This window comes from Paenibacillus sp. E222 (genome assembly GCF_013401555.1).
Taxonomy (GTDB): domain Bacteria; phylum Bacillota; class Bacilli; order Paenibacillales; family Paenibacillaceae; genus Paenibacillus.
Genome location: NZ_CP058552.1, coordinates 4454157 through 4469251 on the forward strand (window position 1 = coordinate 4454157; position 15095 = coordinate 4469251).

The 15095-nt window shown below is 44.7% G+C and carries 12 protein-coding genes and 1 pseudogene; 9 read left to right on the forward strand and 4 right to left on the reverse strand.

Translation table 11 applies throughout. From position 1 onward, the window contains the following. Positions 1 to 29 precede the first annotated feature (29 nt). Entirely contained in the window at positions 30 to 809 is a 780-nt protein-coding gene (locus HW560_RS20130) for an alpha/beta hydrolase (RefSeq protein WP_257031383.1), read from the forward strand. Positions 810 to 977: 168 nt separating this feature from the next. Here HW560_RS20130 and HW560_RS20135 read toward each other — a convergent pair whose 3' ends face one another. Both HW560_RS20135 and HW560_RS20140 read right to left on the reverse strand, forming a co-directional pair. Then, positions 978 to 2246 carry a glucuronoarabinoxylan endo-1,4-beta-xylanase XynC gene (locus HW560_RS20135; protein ID WP_090899319.1) on the reverse strand — a complete coding sequence of 423 codons (1269 nt, stop codon included), beginning with the start codon at positions 2244 to 2246 and terminating at the stop codon, positions 978 to 980. Positions 2247 to 2508: 262 nt separating this feature from the next. Continuing rightward, positions 2509 to 3414 (reverse strand): LysR family transcriptional regulator, encoded by a 906-nt coding sequence (locus HW560_RS20140; RefSeq protein ID WP_090899316.1) that lies wholly within the window; start codon positions 3412 to 3414, stop codon positions 2509 to 2511. Positions 3415 to 3577: 163 nt separating this feature from the next. On the opposite strand from HW560_RS20140, the gene HW560_RS20145 reads away from it, so the two are divergent. The 6 genes from HW560_RS20145 (at position 3578) to HW560_RS20170 (ending at position 11657) form a co-directional block, all read left to right on the forward strand. Next, the gene (locus HW560_RS20145; RefSeq protein WP_179264434.1) at positions 3578 to 4678 is read left to right on the forward strand and encodes an extracellular solute-binding protein; all 1101 of its coding nucleotides are present in this window, start codon (positions 3578 to 3580) and stop codon (positions 4676 to 4678) included. A 12-nt stretch (positions 4679 to 4690) separates the two neighbouring features. Continuing rightward, positions 4691 to 6472 carry an ABC transporter permease gene (locus tag HW560_RS20150; RefSeq protein WP_090899310.1) on the forward strand — a complete coding sequence of 594 codons (1782 nt, stop codon included), beginning with the start codon at positions 4691 to 4693 and terminating at the stop codon, positions 6470 to 6472. After that, positions 6456 to 7541 carry an ABC transporter ATP-binding protein gene (locus HW560_RS20155; protein ID WP_179264436.1) on the forward strand — a complete coding sequence of 362 codons (1086 nt, stop codon included), beginning with the start codon at positions 6456 to 6458 and terminating at the stop codon, positions 7539 to 7541. Before HW560_RS20150 ends, HW560_RS20155 begins: the two co-directional genes overlap by 17 nt. Continuing rightward, complete coding sequence (locus HW560_RS20160; protein ID WP_257031384.1) at positions 7534 to 8199, forward strand: metallophosphoesterase; 666 nt, start codon at positions 7534 to 7536, stop codon at positions 8197 to 8199. The genes HW560_RS20155 and HW560_RS20160 overlap by 8 nt, the downstream gene beginning before the upstream one ends. Before the next feature lie 645 nt (positions 8200 to 8844). Further along, positions 8845 to 9159, forward strand: a complete 315-nt coding sequence (locus HW560_RS20165) for an ArsR/SmtB family transcription factor (RefSeq protein ID WP_090899301.1) — start codon at positions 8845 to 8847, stop codon at positions 9157 to 9159. Continuing rightward, the gene (locus HW560_RS20170) at positions 9156 to 11657 is read left to right on the forward strand and encodes an FAD-dependent oxidoreductase (RefSeq protein ID WP_179264438.1); all 2502 of its coding nucleotides are present in this window, start codon (positions 9156 to 9158) and stop codon (positions 11655 to 11657) included. The genes HW560_RS20165 and HW560_RS20170 overlap by 4 nt, the downstream gene beginning before the upstream one ends. Before the next feature lie 139 nt (positions 11658 to 11796). On the opposite strand, the gene HW560_RS20175 is transcribed toward HW560_RS20170, so the two are convergent. Both HW560_RS20175 and HW560_RS20180 read right to left on the reverse strand, forming a co-directional pair. Continuing rightward, positions 11797 to 12135, reverse strand: a complete 339-nt coding sequence (locus HW560_RS20175; RefSeq protein WP_179265867.1) for a cupin domain-containing protein — start codon at positions 12133 to 12135, stop codon at positions 11797 to 11799. A 129-nt stretch (positions 12136 to 12264) separates the two neighbouring features. After that, positions 12265 to 12462, reverse strand: a pseudogene (locus HW560_RS20180) (helix-turn-helix transcriptional regulator); the annotation flags it as partial. A gap of 377 nt (positions 12463 to 12839) precedes the next feature. On the opposite strand from HW560_RS20180, the gene HW560_RS20185 reads away from it, so the two are divergent. Both HW560_RS20185 and HW560_RS20190 read left to right on the forward strand, forming a co-directional pair. After that, positions 12840 to 13343, forward strand: a complete 504-nt coding sequence (locus HW560_RS20185; protein WP_090899290.1) for a hypothetical protein — start codon at positions 12840 to 12842, stop codon at positions 13341 to 13343. 324 nt (positions 13344 to 13667) lie between these two features. Beyond that, positions 13668 to 15032 (forward strand): MFS transporter, encoded by a 1365-nt coding sequence (locus HW560_RS20190; protein WP_179264440.1) that lies wholly within the window; start codon positions 13668 to 13670, stop codon positions 15030 to 15032. The last annotated feature ends 63 nt before the right edge of the window (positions 15033 to 15095 follow it).

The following is a 15095-nucleotide window of genomic DNA, read 5'->3' on the forward strand; positions in this document are numbered from 1 at the left end:
GAACGAAAGACGTATGTTGGGAAAGGAGAATGATGATGATAATAACTACGGCACCGGAAGGGTATGACCAGTACAGGGAAAACATACGGCATGGCAACATTGAAATGGTGGAATATTTCTCGGCAACGGTAGGGAATTCGCGCAAAACCATGGTGTATACTCCACCCGGATATTCCGTTGAATATACCTATAATGTGCTTTATCTTTTGCATGGGATCGGTGGAGACGAAGCCGAATGGCATAATCATGCCAATCCACAAGTGATTCTCGACAATCTGTACGACGATAACAAGCTTGAACCGATGATTGTCGTTTTTCCTAATGGCCGCGCAATGCCAAACGACAGGGCTGAGGGAGATCTGTTTGATCCGGAGAAAATAAAAGCATTCGAGACGTTTGAGTCCGATTTACTTCACGATTTAATTCCTTTTATTGAATCGAATTACCATGTACGGACGAAAAGGGAGAACCGGGCAATTGCAGGATTGTCCATGGGCGGAGGCCAGTCTTTAAATATCGGATTGAAAAATTTAAACCATTTTGCCTGGATCGGTGCGTTCTCCGCAGCTCCAAACACCAAAGCCCCGGAGCTGCTTCTCCCGCATCCATCAGAAGCGTCATCGCTTCTTCGATTGCTCTGGTTGTCCTGCGGTGACCAAGACAACCTCAAGCAAATCAGCGAACAGATGCACGCTTATTTGGCACAGCACGAAGTACCTCATATTTGGTATGAGGAGAGCGGTGGACATGATTGGCCTTTATGGAAGAATGATCTGTATCAATATTCCAAATTAATTTTTCAATATTAAAAGAATTGGATAGACAAACCTTGAGATTTCACCAAGAAACAGACAAGAACAAAAAGACAGGAGCATTCCTACTGTGGCTGAGACAGGGGAGCGCTTTTGTCTTTTTGTTCTGGTTTTGACAAGGTATATGAAGACGAAGATCCCTTTTTTTAAGCTTACGATTGGTTCCTACTTTAATGCAGCTGTGAATGTGGTAACACTCTGGGCAGGAAGTTGAGCAGTAAAAGAATTGTTAGTGATGTTAATGGAAGATCCGGCTGCCAGATTTCTTGTGCTGTCCGTAATCCAGGAAGATACGGTTGAGGCGTTCCCGTTTTGCAATACGAACTTTTGGTTTACAGCGGAAGTACCTCGGTTGATTGCTACGATAACCACCTTGTTATCTCCTTTGTATGCAGAGATAAACGTTTGGGTATCCGGATTTTTCGTCGCCTCAACTCTTACAAAGCCTGGGCGAACAAACTTGGAAAAATGGGCCATGTTATATCCCCGCTTGCTAATAGTGCCATCCTCTTTCATGGGTCCGTATTGTCTACGAATATACCACCACACATACGCCTGGAAATCTGCCTCTACCATTGCATTATGGATGTGATAGGAGACATCCAGCGCTTCTGGCCAATTATCTGCTGAGTTCGCATTACTATTAGGGTAGTATACCTCCGACATCCAAAGTTCCTTGCCAGCACCTTTTTGTTTAAAAAGTGGGTAAGGGAAATTGTTAAACTGTGTACCATACGTATGTGCACCCAGAATGTCCATGTTTGCTAAAGCTTGAGGATCATTCAGTATGGGGTCTGACATTTCTTTCAAGTAAGAGAAGGATTCTGGCGCCATTACTTTTGCTCCTGTAATGGAGCCTGCATAATCTTTCATGAATCGAAGCATCTCCTGAGGTGTCCACCATGTCCAATCATGCGCATAATCCGGTTCATTTTGCACGGAGATTGCATAGAGATTAACACCGTTGGATTTCATGTAAGAAACAAAGTCGTTAAGATGCTGGGAATACGCTGCATATTTGTCGTATTTAAGGCGCTTGGCTGCAGTGTCTCCATTACGATTGAATGTTTCCACCATATCACTTGGGGGATTCCATGGTGACGCAAAGACGATCGCCCCCAGCTCGATGGCTCGTTTCGCGGTAGGCACTTCTTTATACCAATTGTTTTTGTTTTCATCAATATACACACGCAAAATCGAAAAACCTAGCTGATTTTGTCCATTACCGAATGCCGTATCTCTTTGTGCTGATGTCAAATCTCCAATCCAGGCCGGATGATTGATTCCCCCAAATCCCTTGATAAGCTGCTTTTCAGAGGACAAGTTCACAGTAACATCGCTGGCAGCCGAAGCCTGAATTGGAGTTAAGATCAGCGGCAAGGCAGTCAGGATGGCCAACAGAATACTAATTGACTTCTTTAATTTGAATAACAACACTACACTCTCCTCTAAACTAAATTTTTCAACCTGAACAAGCAAGCCTAGACTTATTTTGAGACCTATTTTGGGCCAATCATTTTCTTGTATCACCTTCTTTTTTTTACAAAAACATATAAAAGATATGGAATTATTTATATGTTTTTGTAATGTTATGAATTTAATTCTACGGGAATAAATAAGAGATTTAAACCGGACAGATTCCAGTTTTTGAGCACAGAAGAGAGATTGATTGTTGTTCTGATCAGGTATGATTTGGCTATAATAGTTCGTTTCGAGCTGAGAAGCTTGTTACAAGCATGTGCCAAAACAGGCTTAATGCTGGCGTAACCAGTTTATTACGATGTCTTACTGCATAGATCGTTCTAACCGGAGTCCAATCGGGAATAGGGCAGGCTTTGAGTTCTCCTTTTTGCAGCTCCTGAATAATGGAGGCTTCAGATACCATGCCAATACCAAGATTAAGGCGAACAATGGATTTCAATGCCTCGGAACCGGATATTTCAATGGCGTGGGTGAACTGGACCCCATGTGCTTCCGCCCATTGATCAATCAGCGTGCGACTGCTTGAGCCCTCCTCATGAGCAACGAGCGGATATGCCTGCAAATCCATGGGGTGAACGATACTTTGGCGAGCCAGCGGATGCTCGGGATGGAAAATAATGACCAGATCATCCTTCATCAGTGGTTCAAAGATCAGATCCGCATCATCCGGGGAAGTATGGGAGATAACGCCCACATCCAATTCGAAATATTTTATTTTCTCCATTATGTAGCGTGCCGGTTTTACATCAAGACTCAGGAGCAGATTATGCTGCTGTTTGAAATCGGATAACAAGGATGGAAGCATATATGTGGCGGGTGTATGGGTACTTCCGATCAGCAATCGACCAGTTTCGGAGCCCCTGTGGTCGTCCAGAGTGCGGAGCATTTCCTCGTTCAGGGCAACAATCTGACTGGCATAGTGGTACAGTGCCTTGCCAGCTTCCGTCAATTTGATGACATGATAGGTTTTGGTATGAAACAGGGCAATCCCGGCGTCCTCCTGCAGTTTGTTCAAATGGAATGTCACTGTCGGTTGTGTAATATTCAGCTTATGTGCGACTAAGTACAGCTTTTGCAATTCCACGACGTAGACAAACACCTTCAATTGCTGCAAATTCATCCGTTAACGTCTCCTTTTGGCCTAAACATTGATAATATCTATATTATCATATAATACATTAATATCATTTAAATTAGCGTTTACTTTCCCCTAATATGAATCTCCAATAATAGCTTTAGGATGAAGATAGATTCAACAAGCAACATATTTGAGGGGGAGAATGATGAATAACATTTGGCGAAAAAGATTAAGCGGAATGAGCTTGCTGCTCGTACTGGTTACGGCAGGATGCGGAGGAGGAACGATAACAACAGGGAGTGGATCATCTAACGGCGAAACTGCCGCACCGGTCTCTTCTACAGCTGAAGGCAGCAGCTCACTTGCCCAGGAGGACACAGGTGAGACCATCTATTTATATGGGAATGACTTTGTGGATATTGTGGCACCTGAATTTGCCAAACAGACCGGATACAAAATAGAGGCTGTACATTATGGCGGCGGAGAGGCTCTGGCCAAAATTGAAGCCGAGCAGGGCAATCCACAGTGGGATGTTGTCATGATGGACGGTCACGGATCGATTCGCAGCCTGGCAGACAGGGGATTTCTGATGACGGACTGGACTCCTGATCATATCGGTAACCTGACCGAATACGGCTCCTCGCTGGTTCCCGAGGACCACGCGTATACTCCAATCAGTATTCATGCATCTGCGGTTATCGCTTATAACACCAACCGTCTTACCAAGGAGCAGGCGCCGAAGACCTGGGATGAGTTTTTTGAATATAAGGGCACCGCAGGTCAGGCTGATCCGGCGGTTGCGGCACCTGCATATCCGCTCGTTTCTGCACTGTTTTATAAGTGGGGCATTGATCAGGGAGAGCAAAGGTATGCACAAATGATGGGCAATGGTCTCAGAGTTTATCCCAAAAACGGTCCTCTGGGCAGTGCCCTTGTCTCAGGGGAAATCGATATTGCAGCGCTCCAGGAGAGCAATGCTTATGACCTGAAGTTATCGGGAGAACCCGTTGAACTGGTCTGGCCGGAAGAAGGTGCACCGGGAAGCTTACGTGTTGCTGCCATCAGCAAACAGACCAAGAACCCTGCCGCTGCTAAGGCTTTTGTAGAGTTCATGCTTGAACCGGAAACGCAGCAGATGTTAGCTTCCCTCGATTCATCCGACAGCTTCTTTACCCCATTGGTAAAGGGAGTAGAAGCGAGGAAGGAACGCGAGACGAATGCAACTTTCATTCTTCCGCCAGCTGAATGGGCCGCCGAACACGAGGTACAGATCAAAACCTGGTTTGCTGACCAGAACGTAAATTAAGAGGAACAACCTATGAAAAACTCTGGAACACGTTGGGGAGTCGGCGTAGCGCTTCTGTTATTCATCATAATTTTTCTGCCGCTGCTTGCGGTTCTGTTGAACGCGATATTGCCCGGCTTGTTTTTTGGCAACATACAGTTTCAGGGCTTCGGACTACTCGGAGAGATATTTCACCGACCCTTGTGGCGACAGTCCTTGCTTAACTCCGTGTGGCTTGGGATAGGAACTGCACTTCTGGGCACGTTGATTGGAGCCTCGCTAGCTATGGTAAGGGCGCGCTGGAACTTTGCATCAGGGCGTCTGCTGGATGCCGGAGTCTGGCTGCTGCTCATCGCGCCTTCGTTCATGCTGGCTCAAGGATGGGTGCTGTTTGCTGGTGCTGACGGACTTGCCAGCCGATTGCTCGGTATGAACTGGGTGACAGCTGCTCTGTTTCAACCTTCCGGGCTTATGGTCATTATGGCCCTGAGCAAATTTCCGCTGGCTTATCTGACGGTTCTTGCTGCAACGGAATGGAATGTCAGCCAATACGGACATGCTGCCCGTTTGAATGGCGCTCACCCATGGACGGTATGGCGCACGGTGGAGTTACCACTTGCGGCTCCTTCCATTGTAGCGGGAGCTACGCTGGTATTTATAGATACTGTCGGTGATTTTGGTCTGCCAGCGGCATTGTCCACGGTCTACCGATTTCCTACACTGACATATTCAATCTATTCTGCCATCTATCAATCTCCTGTTCGTTTTGATATGGCCGGAGTACTTGCTTTTTATCTGGTCGTCCTATTGGCAATGGCCATGACTGTTCTGCTATGGTCTCTGCGCAGATCCAGGTTTGATTTCTTGAATGCGAGAGCGGTCAGAATGATTAAGGTTAGACCGAAGAGCACACTGTTTCTGAATGGAGTAACCATTGTATTTTTAATGATGAGTATCGGCATTCCGGTGGGAAGCAGTCTATGCGTTTCCTTGATGAAAAAGGCTGGTAACAAATTGGTTTGGCCAAATTTGACCCTTGATCATTATTTTTCCCTGTTTGCAGCGTCCTCTACGGACCACAAGCAGCTCAGTTTTTTTGAAGGCATGCTCCATTCATTGACGATTGCTGCAATCGCAGCAGGCATCAGTATCATCATTGGATTCATCGTGGCTTATGTCCTTACATTTACGGAATTTAAAATGAAGGGCTGGCTGCAGTTATTCTCGATCATATCGCTGGCTGTGCCGGGGATTGTGATGGGAATCGGTTACATTTTTGTCTGGAATCAAAAGTGGCTGGAGACATTCAATCTGCACCTCTATGGGTCTCCCTCGCTGCTTGTGATCGCAGTTATTGCAGGTGCTGTTCCATACGCCGTACGTGTTCAGTTGGGCTCTTTCGGCACCATCTCGTCCTCTATCCTGAATGCCGCGGCAGTGCAGGGAGCAGGAACATTGGCTCGAATGCTGCACATTGTTCTTCCCTTGGTACGCAGATCATTGCTGCTTGCCGTCCTGACGGCCTTTGGCACAAGTGTATTCGATCTTGCTTTGACTTCCATGCTGCAGCCGGCCAATTATGTGCTGATGCCGCTTGTGATTGATCAAGCCTTTGAGTTTGGTCGTTATGGGTATGCAACGGCAGCAACTGTTCTGAGTGGAGGGATGGTTCTCCTGATCATTGTACTCATTCAATTTACAGGAGAGGCCATATTTAAGTGGAGCGATCGTCGAGAGAGAAACAGAACCAAGATTCAGGAAAGGCATACCCATACGGTACAACAAGGAGGCTCACCATATGAATTCAATTCTTAAACTGGAAGGGGTGCACAAGTCCTTCGATAAACAGGTTGTACTCAGGCCGATGTCTTTTGCCCTGAATCATGGGGAGAGGATCTGCATTCTCGGACCTTCGGGATGTGGAAAATCCACCCTGCTGCAACTGATTGCGGGACTGTTAAGAGTGGATGGAGGAAGCATTGAAATGGATGGTAAAAGCGTGGACACCAGACATCAGTACATCCCTCCAGAAAAACGTCCGGTAAACATGGTGTTCCAGGATTATGCGCTGTGGCCGCATATGACCATTCGCCAGAATATCGAGTACGGTATGAAACGCGGCAAAATCGGCTCCACTGTTCGTAATCAGCGAGTGGATCGACTGCAAGCGATGCTGCAGTTGGACGGGCTGCTGGACCGTCTGCCCTCCCAATGCTCGGGTGGGCAGCAGCAACGCGCCGGAATGGCGCGTGCACTGGCAACGGAACCTTCCATACTGCTTATGGACGAACCGTTATCCAATCTTGATGTGAAGCTGAGGACTGAGATGCGAAGTGAATTGGGGAGACTTTTGTCGGATCTGGAAACCACAGTGCTCTATGTTACCCATGACATGCTGGAGGCTTTTACTTTGGCTGACCGGATTTTGGTGCTTCGTGAAGGACGAATTGATCAGTTTGCCGAACCTCAGCAATTATTTACGCGTCCGGCAACGCCTTGGGTTGCCCGCTTAATGGGATACCATAATCGAATTAACGGGATCTATACAATAGGAGCATCATCCGTCATGATTGCAGGCCGGTGTATTGCAGGGAGGATGATAGATCCAGGACTTGGCGGACAGGCAGCCATTATTATGCTTCACCCGGAGCAATTAAAGCTTCGAGCAACAGACGAGGAAGGAAATCATAATGAGATCAGGGGTACGGTTATACAAACCATTTTTGAAGGCATACACTGGAGAGTAATTATCGCAACAGAGGATCATCAACGTATTCATGCGTTTCATGCTGAACCTCTGGAACTGGGCTCGGCATGCTGGGTTCAATGTTCCCCAGAGCAAACGATGATCTATCGGGGAGGAGCACACACGGAAGATGAGTAGACTGCTGGCCGTGTCTGATATACACGGACATGGACATCTTCTGAAGCAGCTGCTGGCTGCTTCAGGTTATAATCCTGACAAGGACTGCCTCGTTTTGTTGGGAGATTACGTGAATAAGGGGCCGGATTCCTGGGGAACGCTCCAGCTGGTGCATGATCTGACCCAAAAAGGTGCCATTGCCTTACAAGGGAATAATGAACGCAAGTGGCTGCGTTCCATGCCTGATTCAATCCCGGCAAGCCATGATGAGATCGCAAATGTCCGCAAATTTTTGGATCAAATGCCGTTATGGTATATATGTGATTCCTATTTGTTCGTACATGCTGGTATTCGTCCTGGAATTCCGCTAGACCATCAAACCGCTGAAGATCTGACCGAGATCAGACAGCCCTTTTTTGAAAGCCCGGTTAACCCTGAATATACAATTGTATTTGGTCATACCTCGACGTACCGCTTTCTTGTTCCGCCGTGGCAAATATGGATTGGAGCAGGCAAAATGGGGATTGATACTGGAGCCGGTCACGGATATTATGTCAGTCTGATCGATCTTACACATCGCTTGCAATGGTACATTTCTGTCCATTCTCCATCGACTGTCAGATGTTCTGTCATCCCCGGCTCATCCGGGGGACTGGAAGACAAGAGCATATATTCATAGACTGCAAAACAAAACAACCGTTCCTGACGGCTTATATTTTCCTTGTGGGCGTTATAAAAAATCGATTTGATTTTATGGAACATAATTGAAGGTATTCCAATAAGGTTGAAGAATACCCTAATAGAAATAGAATATAAATTATAAAGGGGAATGAAATGCGTAAACGTCTTACTAAAAATATACCGATATGGTTCCTTTTTGTCACGATCGTGGTATTTATTCTGCTATGTATTAATTTTGTTGAAATGAACACTAGAATTAATATGCTTGCAATGGTAATTTTGAGCATTGCTAATACATTTCGATTGTGGAAGAATGAACGTCAGTTAGCTCTGATTTTTCTGTTGCTAAGTGTTCTGTGTACGTTCTTTCTTATCAAGTCTTTAGTTTTATATTGATTGAGGAACAGGAAATAGTCATTCGTGATATGATGGAAAGTCTAAAAGCCGATAAACACCACTGCTTCTGTGTGTTTATGGGCTTTTCTTAAACGTTTTGAGATTACTGAGTTCTAGTTCTAATACTTTATTTTTGATGCAACATTCTAAAGAGTCTAAGTTGGAAGTTGAACAGGGAATGAAAATATTTTGACATTCTGATTTAAATATCGTAATATTACGATATAACGATTCAGGAGGGGTAATTTTGAATACTGAAGCTTTTGATAGCACTAATCTAAAACTGTTCGACGAGCCTGCTAATTTACTGAAAGCTCTATCTCATCCGATTCGTCTGTGCATTGTGCGCGGGTTGATGCGAAAAAAGAAATGCAATGTTTCATATATGCAGGAGTGTCTGGATCTCCCGCAATCAACAGTGTCTCAGCATTTGCAGAAGCTACGCAGTGCAGGTATTGTAGCGACTGAGCGCAATGGCCTTGAAGTAAATTATGTGCTTGCCGACCAACGGATTGAACAGATGATACCTATTTTGTTTGGAGAGGAAGATTGTGAATCATGAGCAAAAAAGTACTGATTGTAGGCGGAGTAGCGGGTGGTGCATCAGCAGCTGCCCGTCTGCGCCGTCTGGATGAACATGCCGAAATTATCATATTTGAAAAAGGACCCTATATATCGTTTGCCAATTGCGGCTTACCTTATTATATTGGTGGCTCGATCGAGGATCGAGAACGTCTGCTGGTACAAACGCCTAAAGGTATGGCTGATCGTTTTAATATTGATGTACGTACTCGAAGCGAGATCGTCGCTGTTGATCCGCATACTCGTACAGTTCAGGTAGAAAGCCAGGAGCGTGGTCGATATGAAGAAAGCTATGACGAATTGATTTTGTCACCAGGTGCCAAGCCAATCGTTCCTGATCTGCCGGGTAAGGATAATCCACTGATTTATACGGTGCGCAGCATTCCTGATATTGATCGGATCAAGAAGCAAATAAGTTCGTCTAACAACGCATCATCAATTGTTATTGGTGGAGGATTTATTGGTGTTGAAATGGCAGAAAATTTGAAGGAAGCCGGGTTGGATGTGACGTTGGTAGAGGGGAATGGTCAGCTGCTCACCCCATTTGATGCTGAGCTGGCAGCAGCCTTGGCACAGGAAATGGAGCAAAATGGGGTAAAGCTGTTGTTTTCCCAGCGTGTTCAGGGCTTTCGTTCACTTGAGCAGGGAATTGGTGTCGAGCTTGTTGATGGTCGTGTTCTGACAGCTGACATGGTTATTCTTGCAATCGGTGTAACTCCAGATACAGCTTTTCTGAGAAATAGCGGAGTTTCCCTGGGAACACGTGGACATATTATGGTGAACGATGCACTCGAAAGCAGTGTGCCACATATCTATGCTGTTGGCGATGCGATCGAAGTAACTGACACCATTCATGGCACAAAGACAGCTATTCCGCTTGCTGGACCTGCCAACAAACAGGGACGCATTGTTGCAGATCGTATTGCCGGACTAAGCTCCATCTACAAAGGAACACAAGGGACAGCCATTATTAAAGTGTTTGGAATGACCGGGGCAGCTACAGGCAGTAATGAGAAAACACTAAAACGTCTCGGCATCGAGTATCGAACTGTAATCGTGCATCCTGCATCTCATGCATCGTATTATCCCGGTTCCAGCGCGATTACGCTGAAACTGCTGTTTACACCGACAGGTAAAATTTTAGGCGCACAAGCAGTTGGTTATGACGGAGTGGATAAACGGATTGATGACATTGCTGTAGCCATTCATTTTGGGGGTCACATCAGTGATTTGACAGAGCTTGAGTTGAGTTATGCGCCACCGTATTCCTCTGCAAAAGATCCGGTTAATATGGCTGGTTATGCAGCTGAAAATATCATGGCAGGGCGTGTTGAAACGTTCACCTATGATCAGCTATCTGAACGCCAGCCGGAGCAATCAATACTGCTGGATGTACGCAGTGAGCTGGAGCATCGCAATGGGAATATTCCAGGTTCAATAAATATTTCAGTGGATGAGCTTCGTCAGCGTTTAGATGAATTAGACCCAACCAAAGATATTTGGGTATACTGCCAGGTTGGTCTGCGTGGATATACAGCTTCGCAAATTTTGCGACAACATGGCTTTAAGGTGAAAAATCTGAGTGGAGGTTATAAAACATACCGCCAAGCGCAATTTCGGCCCGCTCCAATTTCTACCGGCAACGACGTAAATAATGACGGACAAGATCAGAACAATAATTCGAAACATGCTGTAGTAAAGGAAAGAGAGCTTCCCAACCCAACCTCTGCACAGCCACAGCGTATCGATAACGAGTTGAACGTGTGCGGTTTAAGTTGCCCCGGCCCGCTGATTCAACTCAAGCAGAAAATGGATCAACTATCGAATGGAGAGACCCTGCGGGTGAAAGCTTCCGATCCAGGATTTTATGAAGATGTGAAAGCATGGGCAACCATGTCTGGCTCCTCACTCCTACACTTGGAACGATCCAAAGGCGGCACTATTGAAGCTGTTATTGCGAAGAATATCGCGCAGCCCGTATCTTCAGCTATGGAAACTCCTAAAGAGGAGCCTGCCAGCACGATGGTTGTCTTCAGTGGTGATCTGGATAAAGCGATTGCTTCTCTTATTATTGCAAATGGGGCAGCAGCAAGTGGACGTAAAGTAACCATGTTCTTCACTTTCTGGGGATTGAATATTATCCGTAAGCATCAGCCACAGCCTGTATCCAAAACAATGATCGGCCGCATGTTTGACATGATGTTACCGCGCGGCAGCCACAAGCTTGGCATGTCCAAAATGAATATGCTCGGCGTTGGTCCGAAGATTATCCGCAGCGTTATGAAGAATAATAATGTTGCTTCTCTGGAAGAACTGATGCAGACCGCAACTGCGCAGGGAGTTGAGTTTGTCGCTTGCCAGATGTCCATGGATTTAATGGGGATTCAGCGTGAAGAATTAATGGATTCGGTTAACATTGGTGGAGTGGGTTATTATCTGGGGCAGGCAGCTCAGGCAAATCATAATCTATTTATTTAAAAATCGGTGTATTAGTAAACCATTCAACTGTTCAGTGACATGTATTATCTTAAAAAGATAAAAGGCAAAAGCCCCTTCGTTTCTGAAGGGGCTTTGTTTCGTTTATTACATTACCTTTGGACGAAACGTAGTGGGCTGTTTATGCGGGCTCAGTCGAGCTAGTGCTTCCTTCATTTTTAGGTTCCATCAAAAGGATATGACATTCCTTTTCGGCGGAAGGTTTGATCTCGAGTCCCCTCTGGACAATAAACATCTCATCTTTGAATATTCTCACCTGACCATCACAAAAATCAATGATCATCTCGCCTTCAATCACGAAAAATAACTTATCGGTTTCGTGATGAACATGCCATTCATATTCCCCGGCAATTTTAACGATTTTAAATTGATAGTCATTCATTTCACCTATTAATTGGGGGGACCAATTATCGTTTATTTTAGATAGTTCCTCGCTTAGTTTAATCGCTTGATAATGAATAATAATCCCTCCTTGTTGTACCTTCAGTATTCTGATGCATACGCAATTCAAGACATGATGATGTTGTTTCCTTGGTCTACCATAAGTATACGGATTTAATTTTGGATATAAAATGGATGCCTGTTGAAGTTAGCATGGATTATTGATGAACTTCCGTCGATATTCAGTAGGAGAAAAGCCAAATTCTTTCTTGAACACTTTACTGAAATAAAAGGGGTCAGCGATTCCAACCGTTTGTGCAATTTGCTGTACTGGCATATCGCTTGTAAATAGCATTTTTTGCGCTATGTTAAGACGGTGTTTTAATAGATATTCTGCCGGTCCTAACTTGAAAAGGAATGTGTGCAAAATGTTCTGCTAACTGATTCACGTCTATTTTCACGTTGCGTACCTCATTTCGATAATAGGTTGCTGATGATTCTGCGATTTATCCGGGTATAACTCATCTTACATTATTGATAACGATTATCATTGTCAACTTATAAAATGAAAAAACACATCACTTGGGTAATTTTAACAGGGAATATGAGGACACATCGTCGAATACGTAAAATATGTTGGTCGCCTTGTGCCTATTTACTGTAAATGAGGCAAACCATAAACTTCGAGGAACGTTTTTTTCTTCTGATCTTTAAGCAAGTTAATGTATCTTCCCAGCCAATAGAACGTAATAGAAGTAACTATTCTGATATCGAGGTGATTAAATGAAAGCTGTAAGTAAGTTGCTGGTCCTATGTATGATTCCTCTATTATTGTCTGCCTGCTTACACAACGCGGAAAGTAACCACCCGACCATTAATTCGGAACTGAGTCCTCCAGTTGAAATTTCATTGGAAGAGGCGGAAGCTAGAACCCCGTTTGAAATCCAACAACCGTCAGTGCCTTTCCAAGTTACTCAAAAATCAGCAAGGATTTTAGATACCAATGGTAAATTTGATGCAGTAGAAATCACGTATGCCAATCCCGATGAAGGATTGAACCTGATCATTATGATTACAAACTCACAGGTTGATACGCCTCCGAATGGAAAGAAAGGTCTAAAATTATCTAATGGTTCGCAAACGTGGGACCAAGGGGACGGACATGTAAGTGCCGTCTATTGGAGAAACGAGGGGTTAACTTACTCTCTTGTTTCAGGGAAAAATAACAATCTTGAACCGTTATACGATTACCAAACATTAATTGAAATAGCAAATACAATAATATGATTTTGATATGCTGAATGGTTATGGTAAAGGGGAGATCGATGTTAGAACGGATGATTAATGATGGTAGCCAATCAGGTCACACCTCATCTATAGTTAAATAAAATCAAGAAGGCAGATGATCAAACGTGATCGAATGCCTTTTTTTGGTTCGTCGAAACTACTTTTTAAAGTTTTTTATTTACAAAGTAGTTTCGTTATTGTATATTCAGGACATAAAAAAGGTGAATTTTTCCATAAAATCATTTAGGTATGGGGGTGTAGGAGACAAACAACAATCCAATTGGAATTTTTGATACTCCGTACAGAGCGACTACAATTGGTATTATGCTGGTTCTGACAACTGTAGCTTTTGAGGGACTGGCTATCACGACAATTGCCTCGAAAATGGCACAAAGCTTGCAGGGCATTCATTTGTACGGTTGGATTTTCAGCGCATTTTTGTTATCGCAGCTTGTAGGAACCTTGGTCATGGGTCAGCAGGTTGACAAGCGCGGCGTTTTTACATCCATGCTTGTGTCGTGTAGTGTTTTTGTGCTAGGTACCATAGTTGCGGCTGTTTCTTTGAATATGGATATGCTTATTGCAGGAAGAGCCCTTCAAGGGTTTGGAGCGGGAGCTTTGATCACATGTGTTTATACCTGTGTAACATTACATTATCCAGATGCTCTTCGTACTCAAATCTTAGCTGCATTCTCCATGGCATTTGTTCTGCCTTCGTTAATCGGGCCTTATGTGGCAGGGCTTATTGCCTCCTATATCTCTTGGCGGTTTGTTTTCTGGATCGTTCTACCCTTGCTTGTATTGGCAATAAGTCTCACATTTCGCTCTTTTCGTGATCTGCAGCTTCGTCAAGCTCTGACTGGTTCAGCCCAAACAGCCAACTCGAAGATTATCCATGCGATTTTACTTGCCATTGGAACGGGATTGTTACTCACAGGGCTCGGGATGATAACCGATTGGAAAGGAATAGTACTGACTTTTGGTGGGTTATTCATCATGATCTCGCTAATGCACAAGTTGCTTCCAATAGGCACTTTCACGGTGGAAAAAGGGTTGCCGGCAACTTTGGTTTCCAGAGGGCTGTATGTTGCTTGTTATTTTACAACGGAGAGTTTTGTGATCCTGGCACTGACCGAAGTGAAGGGGTTATCATCAGATCTCGCGGGCCTGCTTGTTGCAGCAGGGTCTCTGAGCTGGTCCGCAGCAGCGTGGTTGCAAGCCAAGCTTGATGCACGAGATTATGGTCATGGCCGAAAGCGCAGAGTTATGGTGGGAATTGGGATTATGGTCGCTGGAACTATACTTGTGATCCTAGCCCTTATCTTTTCAAGCGGTGGAATTATACTCATCCTAATCTCACAAATGATTACGGGGTTCGGTGTTGGATTGGCCAACCCTACAACTGCGGCTATCGCTTTACAACATGCCGAGTCTGGGAAAGAGGGAGCAATGTCCGCGGATCTCCAATTTGTGGATTCCTTCTATATGGGTGTAAGCATTGGAGTTGGCGGTGCTCTAATTGCTTTGTCCGAAACTTTACAGTGGGGCATATCGACAGGCGTTTTGATGGTGTTAACGCTCCAATTACTCTTTGTTTTATCAAGTTTCTTAGCATCCTTAAGAATTACGGAACTTGTTCATCAAAAACATCATTCATTAAGCGATGCGAAGGATTCGCTTCCCATGTAATGGAAAACGGATACATCGCAAAATACATCATGAAGAACGGGGGTACTTATTGAAATTGGGAGG